Annotated in this window: 23 protein-coding genes and 2 tRNA genes; 10 read left to right on the forward strand and 15 right to left on the reverse strand. The window is 71.1% G+C overall.

What is annotated here, in order from left to right; translation table 11 throughout:
• Positions 1 to 9 precede the first annotated feature (9 nt).
• Together FHU30_RS15805 and FHU30_RS15810 are read right to left on the reverse strand one after the other, a co-directional pair.
• A complete protein-coding gene (locus tag FHU30_RS15805) occupies positions 10 to 486 on the reverse strand; it encodes a macro domain-containing protein (RefSeq protein WP_253876459.1) in 477 nt (158 codons plus the stop codon).
• A 51-nt stretch (positions 487 to 537) separates the two neighbouring features.
• Positions 538 to 1,614 (reverse strand): hypothetical protein, encoded by a 1,077-nt coding sequence (locus FHU30_RS15810; protein WP_253876460.1) that lies wholly within the window; start codon positions 1,612 to 1,614, stop codon positions 538 to 540.
• A gap of 212 nt (positions 1,615 to 1,826) precedes the next feature.
• Between FHU30_RS15810 and FHU30_RS15815 the strand changes: the two genes are divergently transcribed.
• The 3 genes from FHU30_RS15815 to FHU30_RS15825 are packed head-to-tail and all read left to right on the forward strand — an operon-like array spanning position 1,827 to position 4,162.
• Positions 1,827 to 2,360, forward strand: a complete 534-nt coding sequence (locus FHU30_RS15815; RefSeq protein WP_253876462.1) for a SigE family RNA polymerase sigma factor — start codon at positions 1,827 to 1,829, stop codon at positions 2,358 to 2,360.
• Positions 2,357 to 3,454 carry a WD40 repeat domain-containing protein gene (locus FHU30_RS15820; RefSeq protein WP_253876463.1) on the forward strand — a complete coding sequence of 366 codons (1,098 nt, stop codon included), beginning with the start codon at positions 2,357 to 2,359 and terminating at the stop codon, positions 3,452 to 3,454. The genes FHU30_RS15815 and FHU30_RS15820 overlap by 4 nt, the downstream gene beginning before the upstream one ends.
• A gap of 48 nt (positions 3,455 to 3,502) precedes the next feature.
• Positions 3,503 to 4,162 (forward strand): SMI1/KNR4 family protein, encoded by a 660-nt coding sequence (locus FHU30_RS15825; RefSeq protein ID WP_253876465.1) that lies wholly within the window; start codon positions 3,503 to 3,505, stop codon positions 4,160 to 4,162.
• Positions 4,163 to 4,179: 17 nt separating this feature from the next.
• Here FHU30_RS15825 and FHU30_RS15830 read toward each other — a convergent pair whose 3' ends face one another.
• Entirely contained in the window at positions 4,180 to 5,127 is a 948-nt protein-coding gene (locus tag FHU30_RS15830) for a DUF6891 domain-containing protein (protein WP_253876466.1), read from the reverse strand.
• Positions 5,128 to 5,552: 425 nt separating this feature from the next.
• Between FHU30_RS15830 and FHU30_RS15835 the strand changes: the two genes are divergently transcribed.
• The 3 genes from FHU30_RS15835 to FHU30_RS47660 all read left to right on the forward strand — a co-directional run bounded on the left by FHU30_RS15835 (position 5,553) and on the right by FHU30_RS47660 (position 7,341).
• Positions 5,553 to 6,350, forward strand: coding sequence for a helix-turn-helix transcriptional regulator (locus FHU30_RS15835; protein ID WP_253876468.1), 798 nt, complete (start codon positions 5,553 to 5,555; stop codon positions 6,348 to 6,350).
• A gap of 282 nt (positions 6,351 to 6,632) precedes the next feature.
• Positions 6,633 to 6,995: a hypothetical protein gene (locus tag FHU30_RS15840; protein WP_253876470.1), complete on the forward strand. Its 363-nt coding sequence runs from the start codon at positions 6,633 to 6,635 to the stop codon at positions 6,993 to 6,995.
• A 154-nt stretch (positions 6,996 to 7,149) separates the two neighbouring features.
• A complete protein-coding gene (locus tag FHU30_RS47660; protein ID WP_372503906.1) occupies positions 7,150 to 7,341 on the forward strand; it encodes an ANTAR domain-containing protein in 192 nt (63 codons plus the stop codon).
• Here FHU30_RS47660 and FHU30_RS15845 read toward each other — a convergent pair.
• Complete coding sequence (locus tag FHU30_RS15845) at positions 7,316 to 8,314, reverse strand: NADP-dependent oxidoreductase (protein WP_253876472.1); 999 nt, start codon at positions 8,312 to 8,314, stop codon at positions 7,316 to 7,318. The two genes, FHU30_RS47660 and FHU30_RS15845, sit on opposite strands and share 26 nt — an antisense overlap.
• A gap of 99 nt (positions 8,315 to 8,413) precedes the next feature.
• Between FHU30_RS15845 and FHU30_RS15850 the strand changes: the two genes are divergently transcribed.
• Complete coding sequence (locus FHU30_RS15850) at positions 8,414 to 9,298, forward strand: LysR family transcriptional regulator (RefSeq protein WP_253876474.1); 885 nt, start codon at positions 8,414 to 8,416, stop codon at positions 9,296 to 9,298.
• Positions 9,299 to 9,353: 55 nt separating this feature from the next.
• Here FHU30_RS15850 and FHU30_RS15855 read toward each other — a convergent pair.
• Positions 9,354 to 9,426 (reverse strand) — tRNA-Arg (locus tag FHU30_RS15855).
• A 253-nt stretch (positions 9,427 to 9,679) separates the two neighbouring features.
• On the opposite strand from FHU30_RS15855, the gene FHU30_RS15860 reads away from it, so the two are divergent.
• Positions 9,680 to 10,108: a hypothetical protein gene (locus FHU30_RS15860; RefSeq protein WP_253876476.1), complete on the forward strand. Its 429-nt coding sequence runs from the start codon at positions 9,680 to 9,682 to the stop codon at positions 10,106 to 10,108.
• Positions 10,109 to 10,194: 86 nt separating this feature from the next.
• Positions 10,195 to 10,287: transfer RNA gene (locus FHU30_RS15865), tRNA-Ser, on the forward strand.
• A gap of 82 nt (positions 10,288 to 10,369) precedes the next feature.
• Here the strand turns inward: FHU30_RS15865 and FHU30_RS15870 are convergent.
• The 5 genes from FHU30_RS15870 to FHU30_RS15890 form a co-directional block, all read right to left on the reverse strand.
• A complete protein-coding gene (locus tag FHU30_RS15870) occupies positions 10,370 to 11,827 on the reverse strand; it encodes a tyrosine-type recombinase/integrase (RefSeq protein ID WP_253876478.1) in 1,458 nt (485 codons plus the stop codon).
• Positions 11,824 to 12,054, reverse strand: coding sequence for a helix-turn-helix domain-containing protein (locus FHU30_RS15875; RefSeq protein ID WP_253876480.1), 231 nt, complete (start codon positions 12,052 to 12,054; stop codon positions 11,824 to 11,826). The genes FHU30_RS15870 and FHU30_RS15875 overlap by 4 nt, the downstream gene beginning before the upstream one ends.
• A 98-nt stretch (positions 12,055 to 12,152) precedes the next feature.
• Positions 12,153 to 13,217 carry a bifunctional DNA primase/polymerase gene (locus FHU30_RS15880; RefSeq protein ID WP_253876481.1) on the reverse strand — a complete coding sequence of 355 codons (1,065 nt, stop codon included), beginning with the start codon at positions 13,215 to 13,217 and terminating at the stop codon, positions 12,153 to 12,155.
• Positions 13,218 to 13,568: 351 nt separating this feature from the next.
• Entirely contained in the window at positions 13,569 to 15,677 is a 2,109-nt protein-coding gene (locus FHU30_RS15885; RefSeq protein WP_253876482.1) for a DUF927 domain-containing protein, read from the reverse strand.
• A gap of 137 nt (positions 15,678 to 15,814) precedes the next feature.
• Positions 15,815 to 16,003: a helix-turn-helix transcriptional regulator gene (locus tag FHU30_RS15890; protein ID WP_253876483.1), complete on the reverse strand. Its 189-nt coding sequence runs from the start codon at positions 16,001 to 16,003 to the stop codon at positions 15,815 to 15,817.
• A 227-nt stretch (positions 16,004 to 16,230) separates the two neighbouring features.
• Between FHU30_RS15890 and FHU30_RS15895 the strand changes: the two genes are divergently transcribed.
• The gene (locus FHU30_RS15895) at positions 16,231 to 16,848 is read left to right on the forward strand and encodes a helix-turn-helix domain-containing protein (protein WP_253876484.1); all 618 of its coding nucleotides are present in this window, start codon (positions 16,231 to 16,233) and stop codon (positions 16,846 to 16,848) included.
• A gap of 246 nt (positions 16,849 to 17,094) precedes the next feature.
• On the opposite strand, the gene FHU30_RS15900 is transcribed toward FHU30_RS15895, so the two are convergent.
• The 5 genes from FHU30_RS15900 to FHU30_RS15920 form a co-directional block, all read right to left on the reverse strand.
• Positions 17,095 to 17,244, reverse strand: a complete 150-nt coding sequence (locus FHU30_RS15900; RefSeq protein WP_253876485.1) for a hypothetical protein — start codon at positions 17,242 to 17,244, stop codon at positions 17,095 to 17,097.
• Positions 17,244 to 17,648, reverse strand: a complete 405-nt coding sequence (locus FHU30_RS15905; protein ID WP_253876486.1) for a hypothetical protein — start codon at positions 17,646 to 17,648, stop codon at positions 17,244 to 17,246. Before FHU30_RS15905 ends, FHU30_RS15900 begins: the two co-directional genes overlap by 1 nt.
• Positions 17,649 to 17,841: 193 nt before the next feature.
• Positions 17,842 to 18,465, reverse strand: a complete 624-nt coding sequence (locus tag FHU30_RS15910; RefSeq protein ID WP_253876488.1) for a hypothetical protein — start codon at positions 18,463 to 18,465, stop codon at positions 17,842 to 17,844.
• Positions 18,466 to 18,493: 28 nt separating this feature from the next.
• Positions 18,494 to 19,033 carry a hypothetical protein gene (locus FHU30_RS15915; protein WP_253876490.1) on the reverse strand — a complete coding sequence of 180 codons (540 nt, stop codon included), beginning with the start codon at positions 19,031 to 19,033 and terminating at the stop codon, positions 18,494 to 18,496.
• 50 nt (positions 19,034 to 19,083) lie between these two features.
• Positions 19,084 to 19,446: a hypothetical protein gene (locus FHU30_RS15920; RefSeq protein WP_253876492.1), complete on the reverse strand. Its 363-nt coding sequence runs from the start codon at positions 19,444 to 19,446 to the stop codon at positions 19,084 to 19,086.
• Positions 19,447 to 19,681: the final 235 nt, after the last annotated feature.

Genomic DNA, 19,681 nt, shown 5'->3' on the forward strand with positions numbered 1-19,681 from the left:
CTGGCCTGGTCAGTCGGTGTCGTAGACGGTGACGGCGAGGTCGCGGGCGATGAGGTGGCGCTCGATCAGGGGCTCGACCTCGGACCAGCGTCCGCCGGCGAGCCCGCAACCGATGCGCGGCATGTGCACGGACGCCTTGAGCTCGACGGCCCGCGCGCCGAGCCGGTCCAGGCAGGTGGCGAGGGCGTCGTAGCGGATCGGGACGCCCTTGCTGCCGCGCTTGGTCCCGCGCTGCCCGATCATGTTCGCGACGTGGACGTAGGGCTCGACCTGGACGAACTGCACCGCGCCGAGTTCGAAGTCGTTCTTCGCCCGGTTGCGGTGCCACTCGCGGTAGGCGCGTTCGGGTTCGTCCCAGCGCCTGGATACGGCGAGCACGAAACCCTTGCCCCAGCCGCCGAGGTCGTTGCAGACGTGCGCGATCACCTTGACACCCTTGGCCTGCGGGGACGTCGCGTCGCCCCGCACGTATCGGATCTCGCTCACGAACAGGACGATAGGCAAGGCCGCTGACATACCGACACTGGTTTTCGCCCGTCACCGCAGCAGCGGGAGCGCCTTCAGCGGCCGCGCGAGTTGCGGAGACCGCACGACATCCAGCAGCCGGGGGACGGACGCGAGGCATCCCGCGCCGTCCACGAGCGCGGGCGGGCGGGCCGACCCCACGGCGAACCGGCGGACGTCCAGCTGGCTACGCTCCTTGAGTTTCGCGACGTCCACGATGGCCAGGCGGTCACCCGCGATCCGGAACGTTCCGCTGTCGTCGAAGAACGCGGCCGAAACCCGTCCCACAGGGAGCCGGCCGAGACGCGCGACGTGCCCGCTGCGCGGATTGATGCGGACGAGCATGCCGGCCGCGTTGTCCACGCCGTAAATCAGACCGTCGTTCGGCCGGACGGCGATGTCGTCCAGTTTCAGCGCGCTGCTCACCGCGAACGACCTGACAACTCGCATACCCTGCACGCGAGAGACGACGGAACGCGTTTCGACAACGCTCGACGCGCTGTCACCGACTTGACTCGCGTTCCCGGCGACCCGGCTCGCGTTGCGTGCGGCGGGCAGGCTCACGACGCGGATGGTGCGGCGTCCGCGCAGGTAGAAGAGGCCGTCGGCGGAAACGGCCCCGGCCGTGTAGGTGTCGGCGGGCAGTGGCGCGGAGGCAAGGACGCTCCCGTCGCGCGGATCGACCACGCGGAGGGCCGGCGCGCTTTCATCATCGAAACTGCTGGTCACGCCGTAGAGGAGGCCGTCGCGCGGGTTGTAGCCGAGGGCGTCCATGCCGGGCGCCGCGGCGATCGGCCGGACGGCGCCGGTCAGCGCATCCATGCGTCCCAGCATCCGCCGGGCATCGATGCGCAGCCGCGCCTTGCGCGTGTTCAACCCACCGCCGACGCGCACGTCCGCGATCACATAGGCGACCCCATCACAGTGCGCCGACGCCGCGTTCAATCCCGACACCGCGTTCGCCGCGGTCGCTGCGTTTGCTGCGGTCGCCGCGTTCGCTGCGGTCGCTCCGCAGGTCGCGGAGGCTAAGAGGACGAGCGCGCTCGATCCGGCAGTCCATCGGACCAGGCGCGCGAGCCGGAACCAGAGGTCATGATCGGGTGCCTTCAACACGGTGTCCCCCCGCGATACCACCGAGCGGGATACGACTCACCCGCCAGGAACCACTACCGACAGCGACACAAAGACCACTCTGCGGTCGGTAGTTCCCGATCATGAAAATGGGCGAACCCAAGCACCGGTCAAAGCCGCCCCCGGCCGGGAAGCAGCGGATCCGGGAGGTCGCGCGTGTAAGTGGCGTGGAAAGCGACATTGTGGGAGCGATGCGTCCTCCCCGAACGAGCGTGCAGGGGCACGAGCAGGCCGGTGACGCCTCGGCCGCACTGGTGAGCCTGTTCCGCGAGCACCAGCTCGGCCTCACCCGGACCGCCCTGATGATCGTCGGGGACCGGGCGACGGCCGAGGACGCGGTGCAGGACGCCTTCGCCGAGGCCCACCGCCGGATCGACCGGCTGACCGATCCCGACCGGATGCTGCCCTATATCCGGGCGTCCGTGGTGAACCGCTGCCGGTCGGTGCTGCGCCGGCGCCGGATCGCGTTCTCGGCCGCGCGCGTGCACGAGCCGCCGGTGTGGTCGGCCGAGTCGTCCGTGATCCTCGGCGAGGACCGCCGGGAGGTCTTCCTCGCGCTCCAGCGGCTGCCGCGCCGCCAGCGCGAGGCGCTGGTGCTCCGCTACTACCTGGACCTGGGCGAAGCGGAGATCGCCGACGTCATGGGCATCGGCCGCGGAACCGTCAGATCCACCACGGCCCGGGCTCTCGCCGCGCTCGCCAAGCACCTCGGGGAGCAGGCATGAGCAGGACGGAAGGCGACATGAGGAACGAATCGAGCGCGACCCTGACCAGGACCGAGGAGCGGCTTCGGGACGCGTTCCGCGGCGCGGCCGAAACCATCGAGCCCGGCACGCTGGCGCCACTCACCGCCCCGCGAGCGCGGACGTGGAAATGGGCGATCCCGATCGCCGTAGCCGGAACGCTCAGCCTCATCCTGGTCGGCACGTCGTTGCTGGCCGGCGGGACGTCCCGGGCTCCGGACACCGGCTCGCGCGTCCTCTCCGGCGGACCGCAACGCATCCTCGCGATCCGCGGCGGGCACGCGCTTCTTGAGGACGGCGCAGGGCACCAGATCGTGCGCATCGCCGGAAACCACTACGAAGCGGTGGCAGCGACGAACGATCGCCGCGTCTTCTTCCTAGCCGCATCCGCGAGCGGCGGCGTCTACACCTTCTACCGCGTCGAACTCGGACCGGACGGAACACCAGCACGTCCGGCGAAACTGCCCGCAACCGTCCGGCTCGATTCAGGGCTCGGCAAGCCGGAGAGCTTCGCGGCCAGCCCGGACGGCTCGCAGCTCGCCGTCGTCGGCAACCTCGACGGCCAGGCCGAGGCGACCGTCATCGACGTCCGCACCGGAGCCCGGCGGACCTGGCGCACGCCCAGCGGCAACGCGATCTCCAGCGCAACCTGGTCTCCCGACAACCGCACGCTCGGGTTCATCTGGTCGCCGGGCGGTGATCGGCAGGCGCTCCACCTGCTCGACACGCGCGCCGGACGGCTCGTCCCGCGCGTCCTCCGCAGCACCGCGACACCGGACGGCGGCCTGATCAACATCTTCGCCTTCGACCCGGGCGGACGCACCCTGACCGCGCAGGTCCAGGGCGCGAAGCACGGCCCGCACGACGATGCCGAGTACCAGCTCGTCCGGCTCTCCGCACAGACCGGTCAGCCCACCGGGTGGACGGCCCGGCTGCCAGGGGACTCGTTCTTCGTCAAATCCGACCCGTCCGGAAACCGCTTCCTGCAGATCATCGACGGACGGCTGGGACGCGTCGACAACGGCGCCTTCACCTGGACGTCCCCGGCCACCGACTACACCGACGCCGCCTGGTAGTTCCGCATCCGGCCCGAATTCGTCGGACGCGACTGCGACCATGCGTCCGTGACCGACCACGACGCCCTCCGCCGCGTGACCGACCACGACGATCTCGTCCGCCGGGTAATCGAACGAGCCGCCGCCGACCTTCCGTGCGCCACCGCAGCACAGATCAGTGAAGCCGAAACCCTTCTGGGCTTCCGCATTCCCCCGCTGCTGGCGCGCCTTTACCGGAAGGTCGGCAACGGCGGCTTCGGCCCCGACTACCACCTGCTGCCGCTCATCGGCCCCGAGGAGACCACGGCGGTTGGCACCTACCGGGCCGAACACGCGTCCGGCGACTGGCCGACCGGCGTCCTGCCCATCCTCGACTGGGGGTGCGCGATGTGCGCGGCCGTCGACTGCGCCGATCCGGACGCGCCGGTCCTGCTCTTCGAGCCGAACGCCGTGACCGGCGACGACTGGTCCCGCGCCTGGTTCGAGGACACCGGCTCCCTCGCCGCCTGGCTGGACGACTGGCTCAACGGTACGTCCTGGTACGAACAGGACGACCCGCAGCTCGTCCCCTGGCCGCAGGCCGCCGCCCGCATGCCGTCACTTGCGCTTGGCCATCATCACGATCACGAAGACGATCACGCCCAGGAAGGCGAGGGCGGCTCCGAGCACGACGACCAGCACGAGCAGTTCCAGGATTCCCACGGAGGTCCCTCCAACGGTGCGGCGTAGCGTTCATATCCGGACGTTCAGGACTCGGGCCACGCCTCCCGCTCCACGGGTCCGAGCTCGGTGAGCGTGACGCGGTCCTCCTCGGCCAGGGCGCGCAGCATCCCGATCGCCTCCTCGACGGTGACGAACCGCCCCAAGGACACCCGTTCCGCCGGGTCGGGATGCTCCGCCCACAGCCGTCCGCCGTCCTGCCACATCCCCTGCACCGCCTGGTCGGACGCGCTGACGCAGACGAAGAAGCTGCCGTCCGCCGGCGGAAGGTCGAGCAGCGCCGCCCGCACCTCAGCGAACGTCATCGGCCAGTCCTCCTGCCACGTCCTGCGGGCGAGGTCCTGGATCGACACCTTCAGTACCGGGGCCTCGGGTTCCTGACGGCCCGGATATGCGGCCAGCCGTCCGTGCCGCCGGACGCGCCAGGTCATCGGAACGAAGACGCGCTTGCCGGCGTCGCCGTTCCATTCCGGTGCGAAGCCGTGCCGTCCGAGGACGTCCACCACCTCGGCCGCGATGTCGGCAGGGTTGCCCTTGCCGTCGAACACGCCGTAGGACAGGTAGACGCCGCCGCCGTGCAGCGCGCCCTCAACGTCCTGCCTGTGGCAGAAGGCGTAGCCGCGCGCCGTCGCGCCCTCCGGAACCTCGGCGCCGATCTCGTGGACGCCGCAGTTCTGGCAGCAGGTGAAGTCGGCGCGGGCGATGATGCCCGCCTCGTCCAGCGATCGGAAGGCCGCGCGCAACCGGTCGGGCTCCAGCGGCCCGTCCCCCCAGGCCGCCTGCGCTTCGGCGTGCGCCGCGAACTCCTCCACGGCCACTTCGCGGGCGGCCTCTTCGAGATCGCGCTCGTCCCCCTCGAACGTGTCGAGGTACTCGACCGCGGCCTCCACCACGCCGTCGAAGTCGGACATGCCGCGCGCGGCATGCGTCCGGACGGTATCCCGCAGCTCTTCCTTCAGATCCGCATCCACCACATCCCGGATGATTCCACGATCTCGGCAACACGCCCGGCGAACAATCCAATTGCCTGGTGAAAGCCGCGAACAGCGACAAAACAGCGCTCCGGCGGGAGGCGTCCCGGACGCCTCGGCGCGGCCGGAGCGGGCCAGGAAGACCGACTTCTGCCCCGCCGCCGGTGGGTATTCAAGAAGCGAGGGTGCGCGCGGACGGGTGGACGGGTAGACGGCGTCGCAGTGGCAAGCCGTCGTGGCCTTGCGGTCGATCAGAGGAGCCCTGATGGAGACGCTGGCGTTCGAGAGCGACGACCTGGAACTGACCGAGGAGTTCCTCAGCCAGGCCTACACCCGCATGCAGATCGGCGGGGGCTCCGAACGCACCCGGGCCCGGATCTCGCGCAGCATGTTCGGTCAGCCTGGACGACCTGGACTTCGAGTACGACATGAGCCACGACGCCCAGGGCCTGGACAAGGTCTGCCTGTGCAGCGTGCACGAGGGCGGCATCGTCCGGCGGTTCTTCCCGGACGGCGAGGAGGGGGTCTTCGGGCCCGGCGACGTCTTCCTCTACACCCCGGAAGACCGGCCTTACCAGGGCGTGATCCGCCAGTCCCGCTACAACATCATCATGTTCGAGCCGCAGCTGCTCACCCGCGTAGCCGCCGAGATCCCCGGACGAGGGCGGGAGCCCGGCCCGGTGGTGCTGACCGGCGACGGGCCGATCTCACCGGAAGCCGGACGGCGCTTCCGGCAGACGATCGCCTTCCTGCACGACACCGTCTGCCCCGTCCCGGACCCGGAACCGCTCCTGGTTTCGGCCGCCTCCCAACTGCTGGCCGCGAGCGTCCTGAACACCTTCCCCAACAGCGCGAGCGCCGACCCCACCGCCGCCGACCGCAGGGACGCGCACCCGGCCACCCTCCGCCGGGCCGTCGCCTACATCGACGCCCACGCCCAGCTCGATATCAGCGTCGCCGACATCGCCGCGGCCGTCCACGTCAGCATCCGCACCCTCCAGTGCGCCTTCCGCCGCCACCTGGACACCACCCCGATGCGCTACCTGCGCCGCGTCCGCCTCTCCCACGCCCACGCCGACCTGCTGAGCGCCGCCCCCGGCAGCGGCGCCACGGTCACCGCCATCGCCGCACGCTGGGGATTCCTGCAACCCGGCCGGTTCGCCGCGGACTACCGGGCCGCCTACGGCCGCCTCCCGCACGAAACCCTCCAACACCACGATTCCTGACCCGCCACGGGAGGACGCTGCGGGCGGACGCTGCGGGCGGACGCGCCCCAAGCCGCCGCGGGAGGACGCTGCGCTTTCCGCATACCCGGCGCCGACAGTTGCGCATCGGGCATGTCACGTAGCGCCGACAGCGGGTTTTCCTGGAGGGCGTGCAGCTCCGCGCGCCGCGCCTCTCCGGCATTTCACCGACGGTTCCGGTACTGGCTCGGCCTCGGCAACGTCCGGCACTGGCTCGGCCTCGGCGATATCCGTCATGTCGGCTCGCAGAATGGAGGAGCCCACATGGCCGCCACCGAACGCGAGGCGCTCGTCGCCGAGATGGGACCGCAGGCCGTTCCCCCGGGGACGGCCGCGCGGCTCAACCTCGACGCGCTCACACTGAACATGCTCACCGACGGCATGCTGGAGCTCGTGTGGACCGAGCCGTCCGCCGGGCTGGGGCGCGAGCTTGAGGAACTCCAGCACGCCGTCGGCGACGGCCCCAGCTGGAGACCGCCCGGCAGGGCCGGCAGCTGGCCGAGCCGGACCTGGCGGCGACCGACCCCGCGCTCTGGCCCGACTTCCTCCCGGCCGCCGCGCGCACGCCCGTCCGCGCGGTCATCTCCGTCCCCCTCCAGATCGGCGTCGCCACCATCGGTGTCGTGACGGGCTACCGCGTCACCACCGGTCCGTTCACCGAGGACCAGCGGCGCGACCTGCGCGACCTGTCCCGGACCCTGACGACTTCCTGGCCCTGCTGCTGAACGGGGCGGACGCCGCGCCCGACGGCCAGGCCGGGCCACCGCCTCCCGGCCTCGTCCTGTTCCACGCCGAGGTCCACCAGGCCACCGGCTACCTCTCGGCGCGGCTCGCCATCCCTCCGGCCCAGGCGTTCATCAGGCTCCGGTCCCAGGCCGTCGCCCGCAACGTCCCGCTGAACGCCCTGGCCCGGGCCGTCCTGAGCGGTCAGGTGGGGACGGACGCCTTCACGGCCGAGCCGCCCGGACGATGATCTTGCCGGTGTTGCGGCCGCGCAGCATGCCGAGGAACGCGTCCACGATGTTCTCGAAACCGTCCACGACCGTCTCGTCCAGGACGAGGGCGCCGCTCTGGAGGTGCGGCACGGCGAACTCCTGCAGCTCGTCCTGCACGTCCCGGTAGTTGCGGACGAGGAAGCCCTCCATGCGGATGCTCTTCTCCACGATGTCCGCATGGTTGAAACGCGGTTGCGTCGCGCCGGGGGTGTTGTACTGGCTGATCGTCCCGACCCGGACGATCCGCCCGAACTCCCGCAACGCCCCCACGGCCGCGGCGAGCTGCTCACCGCCGACATTGTCGACGAACACATCGATACCGTCCGGCGCGGCCTTGCCGAGGAGATCGGAAGCGGGCCCTTCGTGGTAGTCGAAGGCGGCGTCGAACCCGACATCCCGGACCAGATGGGCGACCTTCTCCGCCGATCCTGCGCTGCCCACGAGCCGTCCGGCGCCGAGCAGCCGGGCGAACCGCGCGGTCGCCGTCCCCACCCCGCCCGCCGCGCCCGACACGAACAGATCCTCGCCCTCCTGAAGCCGGGCGATCCTGGTCAGACCCACGTAAGCCGTCAGCCCCGTCCCTCCGAGGACGCTCAGGAACGCCGTCAGCGGCACCCCGTCGAAGCGCGGCAGCCTCCGCACGTCCTCCGGCGTGACGACCGCATGCGTCCGCCAGCCCTGCCGGTGGAACACGATCTCGCCCTCGGCCAGCTCCGGCGTGCGCGACGCGACGACCCGTCCGATCGTCCGCCCCTCCAACGCCTCACCCAGCACGAACCCGCCGTCCATCAACTCGCGGTGATACGGATCGACGGACCAGTAGAGGTTCTCGACCAGCGCGCTCCCCACCTCCGGTTCAGGACGCGGGGACTCGACGAACGCGAAGTGCTCAGCAGTGGGAAAGCCATGAGGCCGCGCGACCTGGTGCACGGTGAGGGCGGTTTCGGTCATGCCCCGGACCGTAGAACGGGAATGCCCCTGCGGTGCAGCCCGTTGCCCTCATACGAAACCCCGTTCCATGAGCAGCACTCATACACCGAGGTGAACGCCGTGGCCCGCGCGTCCGACGCCGATCTCGCCCCGCACGAGCTACGCATCCTCGTCGCGGTCGCGGACACCGGTGGCTTTTCGGCCGCGGCCGCCTCCCTGGGCCTCACCCAGTCCGCCGTCTCCCATTCCGTCCGCGGAAGCGAACGCAAGATCGGCGCCGTCCTCTTCGAGCGCGGCCGCGGCGGCGCCCGCCCCACCCCTGCCGGAGACGCCGCGATCGCGCACGCCCGCCGCATCCTCCGCCTGCTGGACGTCCTGACCTCCGAGGCCCGCACCGCCGCCCGCTCGGACGCCCCGGAAGGCCCCCTCCGCATCGCCGCCTTCCGCAGCGCGGCCCTCCACCTGCTCCCGCCCGTCCTCCAACGCCTGCGCAACCGGCACCCGGGCATCGAACCGCACGTCCGGATCGTCCGCGAGATCGGCCGCGGCACCGCCGGCGAAGTGGCCGACGGACGCGCCGACATAGCCATCGCCACCCTGGACGGCACGACCCCCTCGCCCCTGATCGCGAACACCCTCTTCGAGGAGCCCTACGCCCTCGTCCACCCCGCCGGCCACCCGGCCCCACGCACCCTCCCCCTGGTCGACTGGGCCGAGAACTGCGGCTCCTACACCCGCGCCTGGTGGTCCACCCAGGACTGGATCCCCCGCGCCACCGTCGAAGCCGAGGACGACGGCGCCGTCCTCTCCCTGGTCACCGCCGGCCACGGCATGGCGATCATGCCCGCCCTCTCCCTCCAGGACGCGCCCGCCACCGTCCAGATCACCGACCTCGGCCCCACCCGCCCCAAGCGCCGTGTCGGCTACATCACCACCCCCGAACTCGCGAAATCCGCAGTAGTCCGAGCCACCCTCCGAGAACTCCGCACCACCCGAACCCCCTGAAGGCCCCAAAAGCAAGAAGGCCCTCCCAGCAACCGGAAGGGCCTTCTATGCTCTGCGCACCCGAAGGGATTCGAACCCCTAACCTTCTGATCCGTAGTCAGATGCTCTATCCGTTGAGCTACGGGTGCTCGCTGCGGGTCTCTGACCTGCGGCGTTGTCGCGGTGGGAAGTCTACCAGCTCTGCGCCCTCGCGCCTCGGCGGTTGATTTCCATCCTTGCGACGCTCACCAGTGTAGGGCACCCGGGGACGTGCTCGTGCCGCGATACGTGGGGAACCGATCGGGACTGATGTGCGCCAAAGGGGTATCCGAGACGGATGGTGCACGGGCGGTCTAGTCTCGTCCGTCACTCCGCTCCCCCCGAACAAGGAGAGTCATTCAGATGCGCATGTCCGCCACCCGCCTGATCGGGACCTTCGCCCTGGGCGGCGCCCTGCTCGCGTCGACCGCCTGCGGGCCGCTCGACAAGGTCGCCGGCGGGGACAAGAAGGCCGCGTGCGACAACATCCAGACGGAGCTGTCCTCGATCAAGTCGAAGATCAGCACCCCGGACATCAACAACGTCCGGTCCAGCGCGGCCGCCAACGCCCAGCTGTACCGGGACACCGCCACCAAGATCCGCAGCGAGGGCGCCAAGGCCGGCGGCGACGTCCAGTCGTCCTCGGACAAGGTCGCGAGCGACCTGGAGTCGCTGGCCACGATGCTGGGGAACATCGGCTCCGGCAGCTCCAGCACCCCGGACATGAGCGGCAGCCGCAACTTCATCCAGGACGCGGCGGACCTCGGCAAGGCCTGCGGCTACACGGGCTGACGCCCGGAAGAGGCTATCCTCGTAACGGCTTTGCCGGTTGGCCCGCCGACCGGTAGCCTGTCCTGAGCCTCGCAAGGGGCTCACCTGGAGGATTCGCCTAGTCCGGTCTATGGCGCCGCACTGCTAATGCGGTTTGGGTTTACCGCCCATCCGGGGTTCAAATCCCCGATCCTCCGCCACCGACCAGCGGGGTTGCGTCACACTACGCAACCCCGCTGATCTTGTTCTAGCGACTAGTTGCAGTTCTGGTTGCAGTTGCTCCTATTCGGGGTCGCCCCAGAGTGCCCCACCCATCCGCTTCCCGGCGTCCTGGACGAGTTCCTGCGGCGGCAGAGTGTAACGCTCCGTAGTGGTCACGCGAGCATGCCCGAGGATCACCTGAATCACGCGGATGTGGACGTTCTGCGCGGCCAGCAGCGACCCTGCGGTGTGCCGTGCGTCGTGCAGCCGTCCGTCATGGACCCCCGCGCGGCGCAACAGCGCCTTCCACGCCTTCCAGTCCTCGGTGCGGTCCAGCGGGCGCCCGTTCGGCTGGCAGAAGACCAGGCCCCAGTCCTCCCAGTCGTCCCCCGCTCGTTCGCGCTCGGCCTTCTGCCGGTCGCGGTGCTCGCGCAGCTGCGGCAGCAGCTCGGCCGGGCAAGTCAAGACTGGCTTCCCCTTGCCCTTGCGGCGCCGGAACGTCGCCTCGCCCCCCTTGCGGAGCGGGCACCGGTGCGCGTGGCCCGTGCAGTCCTTCGGGCACGGTCGCTTGGGACAGCGGTGCTCCCTCTTGGCGCAGTTCGTCGGGCAGTCGGGTTCGTGCCGATGCTCGCGGCAGTTCTTCCTGCAGCGCGGCCGGTGCCACGGCCGGCCGCACGCGTGCGGGTCGGAGCAACCGTGCCGCCATGCGGCCTTGTGCAGCTGGAACCAGGGCCGGATCTCGCCTGTCTCCAGGTTCACGTACTCCCACCGCAACCCGATCACCTCCCCCTGCCGGAGGCCCAGGGCCAGCGCGACCGACCACCGCGCGCTGTTCCGCCGACCTTCGGCGGCCTTCAGGATCCGGCGCGCGTCGTCCAGGGCGAACGGGCGGGGCTCGAAATCCGCCGGTTCCGGCGAGTCGATCAGCGTCGCGACGTTGCGCCCGACCAGCTCCCGCCGAACCGCGATCTTCAACGCCCGGGACAGAATCCGGTGGATCTTCAGGACCGTGCTGGAGGACAGGTCCGCCTCAAACATCTGCGCGTAGGCGGCCTCCAGGTGCTCGGGCAGAAGCCGGTCGAGCCGGTGCACGCCCAGCAGCGGGACGACCCACAGCCGCACCTTGCTGCGGTAGTCGTCCAGCGTGCGCGGTGCGAGCTTGCCCGAGGCCACCAGCAGAGGGCAGATGGTCTCCAGGTAGGTGGTCATCCACTCCTCAACGGTCGGGGACTTCCCGGCTTTGCGGGTCTTTCCCGAATCGCGCTGTTGTTCCAGCTTGCGAACCTTCTCAGTGACCTCGGTCTCGTCTTTCCCGATCCGGTGACGGCGGTCCGGTGATCCGTCGCTCTTGACGCCCATCGTCACCCAGCCGTGCCATTTGCCGTCCGCCTCGCTGAAGAAGATCGAAGAACGGCCGTTCGGCTTGCGCTTGCCGCTCTGTCCGCGCGGACGACGGCGCTTCTTGTCCTGCTGCTCTTGCCCCTCGCCCTCGTTGGGCTCATCCGGATCAGGTGCGGCAAGGCCGGTGCGCTTGGTCATCGCGTGATCTCCTGCGCGGCCTCGCGCTCCAGGAGCGCGACGTACTCGGCGATGGCCGACGCGGGGATGCGCCGGTCGGTGCCCTGCCTGACGAAGCGGAGGCGTCCCGCGGACATCTGCTCATAGATGAAGGTCCGTCCCATGGAAAGGATCTCCATGGCCTCAGCCACCTTGTAGAGCTGTTTCGTGAGGTTGGGGGCCGTGTCGACGGTTCGGGCGGTCATCATGATGGTGCCTTCCTCGTGGGGAGGTGGCGGCCCCGGCGGGGTCTGCTGGCAGGCGTTCTCGCCGGGGCCGTCCACGGTCTGTGGATTGCTTGGGGATTTCAGGTGGCGTGGCTGTCGCGGGGTGCGGGGAGCGGCTGGGCGAGGCCGTTGGTCAGGGAGCGTTGGACGATCCGGCGGGCGTCGCGGTAGATGAGCCCGGAGGCCAGCCCGGCGCGGACGAGGTGGTCTTCGACGTCGGCGGGAGTGAGGTCGGCCCAAGGCAGCAGGCCGCCGATCTTGTAGGCCAGGGCGCCGAGGGCGGCTTTGCGGCCGTCGGTCAGGGACGCGAGTTCGGCGGTGCCGTTGTCCAGGACGGCGCGGACGTAACCCGCGGCGTTGCTCTGACCGGGCGCCGCCGGGACGACCGGGGCGGGTGGCGGTGCGGGCTTGGGCCCGGCGACCCGGCGGACTTCCCGCTCAAGCCAGTCGGGCATGCGGCCCGGGGCGTGTGGGGTTCCGGCGTGGACGGCGTAGGTGCCGGCGCGGGTGACGGCGCCGGGGGCGATGCCGTAGGACCATCCGGCTTTGATGTCGATCTGCCAGCCGAGGGCGGACAGGGCCTGGTGGAGGTGGTCGTCGGGGGCGCGGTACCAGAGGTGGCGGCCGCCGGAGGGGGTGCGGACGGAGACGGGTTGGTGGTCGGGTCCGGCGGGCCAGGGGTGGTGTCCGCCGCGCAGGCGGGCCAGCAGGTGCATGGCGTCGATGCCGTTGCGGACGCTGCCGTATCCGCCGGGCACCTGCTCCTCGGCCAGGTCGATGCCGGGCAGCAGCTCGGCGGCGGGGTCGCGGGGCGGCCGGGTGGCGTGGGTGTCCAGGTCGATCAGGACCAGGCCGGAGGGGCCGGCGGCGACGGCGGGGACGGCGTCGGGGACGCGGCGCCACCAGGTGGTGATGCGGGTGGGGTCGGTGGTGGCGGCGCGGACGCCGTGGCACCACTGCCCGTCGGGCAGGCAGATGCAGCCGGTGTAGTCGTCTGCGGCGCAGTGGGGGTTGTTCTGGCAGTCCAGGCAGTTGGCTAGGGGCCGCTTGTTGGACGGGGAGAGTGGGAACACGTGCCAGCCGAGCGCGGCCAGGTCCAGGGCGAGCTGGACGTGCCGGACGGCGGTCGGGCTGGTGACGCCCATCGAGTTTCCTTTCGCGCGGGCGGGGCGGTTGGTCAGCGGCAGGGGGGGCAGTGAGGGGCCGAGACATCCCCCACTTTTTCCGTGGTTTTTCTGGGGCGTGTTTTCAGGGAGCGCGTACCCACCCCAAAACCAGCTCTGACCTGGGGAGACGGTGGGTACGCGCGGCGCGTACCCAGGGCTGTGGGGAGCACGTACCCGGGGCCGGTGGGGTACGCGGTGCGTACCCGGCGCGTACCCGGCCCGCGTACCCACCTCATTGCAGGTGTGACCTGGATGAATGTGGGTTCTAGGGGGTGTGGGTACGCGGGGTACGCGCCGGATGCGGGCTTCACGGGCCGGATGGGGGGATGTCTAGTCGTCATCGCTGAACAGTTCGCCGCGGAAGACGAAGCAGCGGGGTTTGGTCCCCCCGATGCGGCGGGCGATCTGGTAGATCGGGCGCTGCTTGGAGCCGGGCGGGTGCTCGTGCAGGGCCTTGTCTTCGCGCCAGCCCTGCAGGACGGCGTCGAGTTCGTACCCGGCCCGGTCCAGCGCTTCGCGGACTTTCTGGGGCATGAGCGCGATGGCGTTCTTGTCGCCGTTGTGCTCGGTGCGGACCCCGATCCATCCCCCCGGCGGGGCGGTGGAGCGGCCGGATTCGTAGAGCCGGTCGGTGTGGCTGGCGATGTACTCCTTGATGACTTCCAGGGCGAGCTGGGCGCGGTTGTCGCGGGGGTCGTCGGCGACGAACAGGGTCCGCCAGGTGGCGTCGGGGAACGGCTCGAACGGCACGATCTCGGCCTCGTGGGCGAGGTGGGCGGCCAGGTGGATGACGGCCACCAGCGGAGCGCGTCGGCGGGCGATGCTGCTGGCGTCCTTGCGGTGCAGCTCGGTGAGTTCGGCGTGCCGGGCGATCAGCTTGTCGGGGCCGTGGGCGTCGAGGTGGTCGCGGAGCCAGGTGACGAACGCGGGGCCGGCCAGACCGTAGTTGGCGGTGACGCCTTCCCGGAATGCCACGGCGTCGGGGCCGGACTGCTCACTGCGTCCGAACGGTGCCCCGGCCAGGTCCAGGACGCGGGCGGAGACTCCCTGGTGGGTGGCGAACGAGAGCGCGGAGCGTTCGCCGGTGGACAGAAGGATCGTCCGCCACCGGTAGGTGCGCCAGTCGCCCATGCGGACTTTGCCCTGGTTCTGGGTGACCTGGTACAGCAGGTCGCTGACGTTCTCGGGTTTGCCTGCGGTCTGGGTGTCGTCGAACAGCACCGGGATGCCGTTGCCGGCCAGCGCCAGCCGCGCCTGTTGCCCGGTTTTGGTCGCGGACCAGGGGGTGATCACCCCTGCGGCCTCGTCGGGGTTGGCCCAGGCCGACAGGCCGCCTTGGGCGGCGGTGGTCTTCCCGGAGGTGGAGGTGCCACCGAAGTTGAGGGTGAAGGAGCTGACTCCCAGGATCTCCAGGAGCGGCGCGGCGAGCCCGGCGTACACCGCCATGGCCACCATGGGGTATTGCTGGGCCAGTTGGATGGCGTTTCGCCAGCCGGTCAGCGAACCGTGCTCGCGGTGGCCTTCCAGGGCCTTCTGCAGCTGGGGTTCGATGCCGTGGACCTGGTAGGGCTGGCCGTTGGCGGCGACGAACTCGCCGTCTGCCTGCCAGCCGAGTGCGCGTGCGATGGTGACCTCCGGGATAGAAGTGGTGTTGGCGGCCTCCACGGCCGCCAGCCAGCGTTCGGCCGACTTGGCGTCGGCCTCGGTGAAGGGAAGACCGCGGCCGCCGAGTTCGCGGACGAGCATCCGGCCGCTCTTGGCGACGGCGCGGGCGACGGTGGCGGTGCGCCAGTGCTCGCGGTGCCACCAGGCCAGCTCCACCAGTTCCTCGCCGTCGGGGTCGGCGTAGATGCGGGTGATCAGCACCGGCCCCCAGCCGACCCGCTCGGGTGGACCGTCGATCCGCCACCGCCAGATCGCTTTGGGCGCGATCGTGTAGTCCTCGGGCATCTGGTAGTCCGCATCGACCGGGCAGCCGGACAACTCCCGCAGCGCTTCCAGGCCGTGCGCTGCGCCGTCGGACTGGTCTGAGGGCGGCGCCACGCCGTGCTGGTGCAGCCACTCGGTCGCGTCCGCATCGTCGGGGTCGGCGTCGCGCGCGGTGTGCTCCAGGTCGGCGACGACCTGGCGGAGCGTGCGCTCGTCCGGCGGCGGATCCTGATGGGTTTTGCGCCACAGGTGCCGTGCCTCGGCGTACAGCTCGCTGCGCCCGGCCCGGGTGAAGCGGAACAGCCGGTCCTGGCCGCGGGCATACGGCCAGCCGTACTGACTGAACCGCAGCTGCAGGTGCCCGGTCAGCAGCGCCAGGGCGCGGTCGTGCTTGGTCGGGCCGCGTCCTTTCGATGCGGCGGACGGGTCCTGGTGGCCGGTGGTGTGGGGGTCGCTGGTGTCGGCGCGGTCGTGGGGTGGTTCATCGCCGTTGTGATCACGTGTGCTCATCTGCGACCCTTCGTGTTACGTGTGCTGCGGAAGGCCCCCTGGACCGGGGCCTTCTTGCATGTGCGGGGTAGTCGGGGCCCGACCGGGCCCATGGATGAGGGGCGGTGGGGCGGAGGCCGTGCCCCCGCCCCGGGTGGTCAAGGCGTGAGGCGGCCGTCAAGCCAGCGGTCCAGGGCGGGGCGCGGGATGCGCAGCCGGCCGCTGGGCAAGATCACGCAGAGCGGGCCGCGTCCGTTGCGGCGCCACTGGTAGAAGGTGGTGCGGGAGATCTTCAGCCTCTGGCAGACTTCGGCCACGGTCAGCAGCTCTTTCCCGGCGGAAGGCATCGGGTGCCCCTTCCTGATCGCTCCGCCCGAACCGTGCGGTCCGGGCCCGGAACGCGCGGTTGCGTTCGGATGATCGGGATGCTGTCGAGCCGGGATAGCTACCGTCAGAAGAGCACCTGCCCCCTAGATGGTGATCTAGGTCACATGCGTGCCGGGTCCTGAAAGCCGCGCCTCGGGCAGGTGCGGAAGCGACGGAAGCCGGGGCAGGGCCGTACCGTCTGGCGGCCATGGGGGAACTGGTGAGGCGCCCCGGGCGCCCGTTGAAGCTGCTGGACGATCAGGTGCGTGAACGGCTGCTGCAGGCGGTCGAACACGGTGTGCCGGTGGACACCGCCGCGCACTATGTGGGGATCAGTCCCCGCACCTTCTACCGCTGGGCCGAGCGAGGCCGCCGCGCCGAAGAGCAGGCCGCCGACGGACGGGACGGGGATCCGGGCGAGGCCGCGTATCGGCAGTTTTGGCAGGACCTTACGCGCGCGCGTGCGAAGGGCGAGATCTTCGCCGCCGACGTCCTGCACCGCCTCATCGCCGGCGGCTACCCGCTGCGCAGCAGGACCCGCCGCTACCGCGACCCGGCCACCGGCCAGATCGTGGAGGAGACCGAAACCGACATCGCCCAGCCGAACCTTCGCGCGGTGATCTTCTATCTGGAACGGCGGCACCCCGAAACCTGGGGACGCCACACCGCCCCGGACCCGGCGCTGTCCGAGGCGGCGCCGGGTCCTGGGCAGGCCGACGACGGGCTGATCGCGTTCGCCGCACGGGTCCGCGCCGCCCGGCAGCGCCTCGAAACCGCCCGCCAGGAGCTGCAGCAGACCCCGGACACGGCGACCGCCTCACCCTGACCGACCGCAGCGAACGCGTCCCGCTGGGCCGTCGCGGTTCACGGCTGGGGCCCGGAAACAACGAAGCCCCGCTGCCGACACGGGATCGGGCGGGGCCTTCGGAGCGGGAGTGTTGTGGACACACTTCGCCCGCTGCGCCCAATGTTGCACAAGATCAAGAAGCGGTGCAACTCGACGCGGAGACCCCCGGACGCATGCGGCCGAACCCGTTCCGCCGGGCCGCTCGGCGCAGGGGGCGGAGGCGGGTCACCAGGGCCGGTCGTCGTCGGCGTACCCGTCGAGGTCGTCGGCGGCGTCCTGGCGCTCGTCGGGGATGACCGGCGGGTCGCCTGGACGGCGCATCAGCGGGTAGGCGTCCAGGTAGGCCAGGGCGCGGGCCCGGTCGGCCTCGCTCATCAGCGCCTGGGCGACCGCCGACCCGGCCCAGTGCTCGGGGGTCTCTGGACGGGCGGGCCGCCGCAGATCGGGCAGCCGGGGGTGTGGCAGGGGTTCCAGGCGTAGCCGTCCTGGCACACGTCCATCGCGCAGTCGTCGTGGTGGGAGCAGTGCGGGCCCAGCAGGCCGCGGTCCGGGCGCGGCGGCGGGCTCCAGGGCGCCGAGGTCATGTAGCGGCGCATCAGGGCGATGGTGAGTTCGACGCGTTCGCGGGCGCGCTGGTCGGTCAGCGTGATCCCGGAGGTGGCGAGGTCTTGGCGTTCCAGCCGCATCAACTCCTGCACGTCCACGTCCATGTCGGGCGTGAGCGGCTGGTCGGCCGGTGGCGGTGTCGCGGCGGACGGCTGGGGCTGCTGGTCGCTCATCAGGTCTCGCTTTCTGGCGTGGGCCCTGCGCTCGGCCTGCGCGCACGCGTTTTGCCGGTGCGACTAGTCGCACGGTAGCGAGCACGCCGGTCATGGTGTCGGGCGATCTTTGGTCTGGTGGGGCGGGTGTGACGTGGCGGGGCCAAGAAAAGCCCGGACGGCGCGGGGCCGTCCGGGCGTGCAGGTCGCGGTGTCAGGTGCCGGGCCGGGTGCGGTCGGCCAGGGCCAGGACGGCGTGGGTGAGGCTGGTGAGCGCGCGGCAGATCGCGTGGGTGTCGGTGGACACCTCGGCGTAGTCGTGGTGCCGGGCGGCGTGTTCAGCCTGCTGGTAGTGGCCGGGCTGCCGTGGCGTGCTGGCCTCGGGGCCTTCGATGAGGGCGCGGCCGACGTCGGCGAGGCTGTTCAGCGGTCCGGCGGGTCGGGGTGTGGTGATCTCGTTGTCGGGGTCGGTGGCGCGCAGGGTGAGGTGGCCGTCGCGGCAGCAGGCCAGCACGGCGCGGGTCGGGCGGTCCAGTGCCTCGTCCCAGCCACTGTCGGCGATGAGGGTGGTGACGATGCCGTCGCCTTCCAGGAGGTAGGGGTCGGCGTCCTCGGGCAGGACCGGGGTGATGCCGAGTTCGGTGAGCTTGGCGCGCAGCAGCTCGATGTCGCCGGCGATGGCCTCCAGTTGCCGGTCGTAGTGCAGGGCCAGGTCGCGTTCGTAGGCGGCGCGGGCCTGCAGCTGCCAGCCCTGCATCAAGGTGCCGGTGCCGACGGCGGGTTGGTCGCCGGTCGGGTCGGTTGTGGCGGGTCGGGTGGTCGGTTCGGTGGCGGTCACTGGGTTCCTTTCGGGCAGGGGCGGGTGGTCAGCGGGGGTCGCGCCAGCCGCGGGTGAACAGGGTCTGGGCTTTGGCGTCGACGGCCGTGGGCAGATCGATGCCGACCGCGTTGGCGGTGCCGTGGGTGGCGGCGATGACGGCGGGCAGCCAGACCTGGACGGCGGTGTCGCGCGCGATCTCGTCGTCGTCGAGGTAGTTGTCGACGAACTGGGCGGTGGTCCGGAACAGGTGGGCGACCTGCCGGTCCGGGTCGTCGTGCAGGGCTGCCGCCGTGGGGTCGGGGTCGGGGGTGAGGTCCAGGACGTGGGCGGTGACGTAGGCGGTGATGAGGACGTCGGCGAGTTCGGCGGCCATGTCGGTGTGGGTGCCGGTGCGGCGGGCCCGGCCGGTCCAGCGCCGGTAGGCGGCCACGAACTCGCCGGCTTCCTCGGCCAGGGCCAGGGCCTGGCGGACGCGTTCGCCGTCCTGGGGGAAGTGCTCGCGGAGGTTGCGGGTGATGTCGGCGGCGAGCCGGGCCATCTGGGCGGGGTCGGGTGCGGCGGGTTGGACGGATGCGGTGTCGTGCATGGGCGCTCCAGGTTGGGTCGGGTCCGGGGGTTGCAGTAGGTGGGCGGTGTTCAGCGGCGGGGGCGGCGTTGGTAGGGGCCGGTGGCGCCGGGGCGGTGCTGGCGGGCGGTGCCGCCGCAGGCGTCGCAGGCGCGGAAGGCGTTGTTGAAGTGGGTGCTGTGTTTCTTGCCGGTGCCTTTGCAGCGGCGGCAGGTGCGGTAGGGGTGGCGGCGGATCGACACCAGGTAGCTGCCCATCAGCAGGAGCCCGAACAGCAGCACCAGGAACCAGAACCCGCCGGCGCCGTGCGCGTCGTGCAGGCCGGGCGGCGCGGTCGGCGGTGTGGTGGGCGGTGTGGTGGGTGCCGGGCTGGGGCCCAGGCTCGGGAGGTACAGCAGGCGTAGCGCATGCGCGGGCACGCGGAAGACGACCATGGACGACTCGCTTTCGGTAAGGCGGGCACCTGGCGCGCGGGTGAGGGAACGCGCGGGAGGGGCCGCGGGCGCGTGTGGGTGTTACGGAGCGTGCCTGCGGGGATCGGCTCACGGGATCGGCTCAATCGGCTCACGGTGAGGGGCCTCGTCCACCACGCGCGCGCGTTGGGGGCTGGTGAGCCGATTTGGTGAGCCAATCGGTGAGTCGATTCGTGAGCCGATTCCCGGCCGCTGT

Origin of the sequence: Actinomadura rupiterrae (assembly GCF_024172125.1) — a bacterium.
Taxonomy (GTDB): domain Bacteria; phylum Actinomycetota; class Actinomycetes; order Streptosporangiales; family Streptosporangiaceae; genus Spirillospora; species Spirillospora rupiterrae.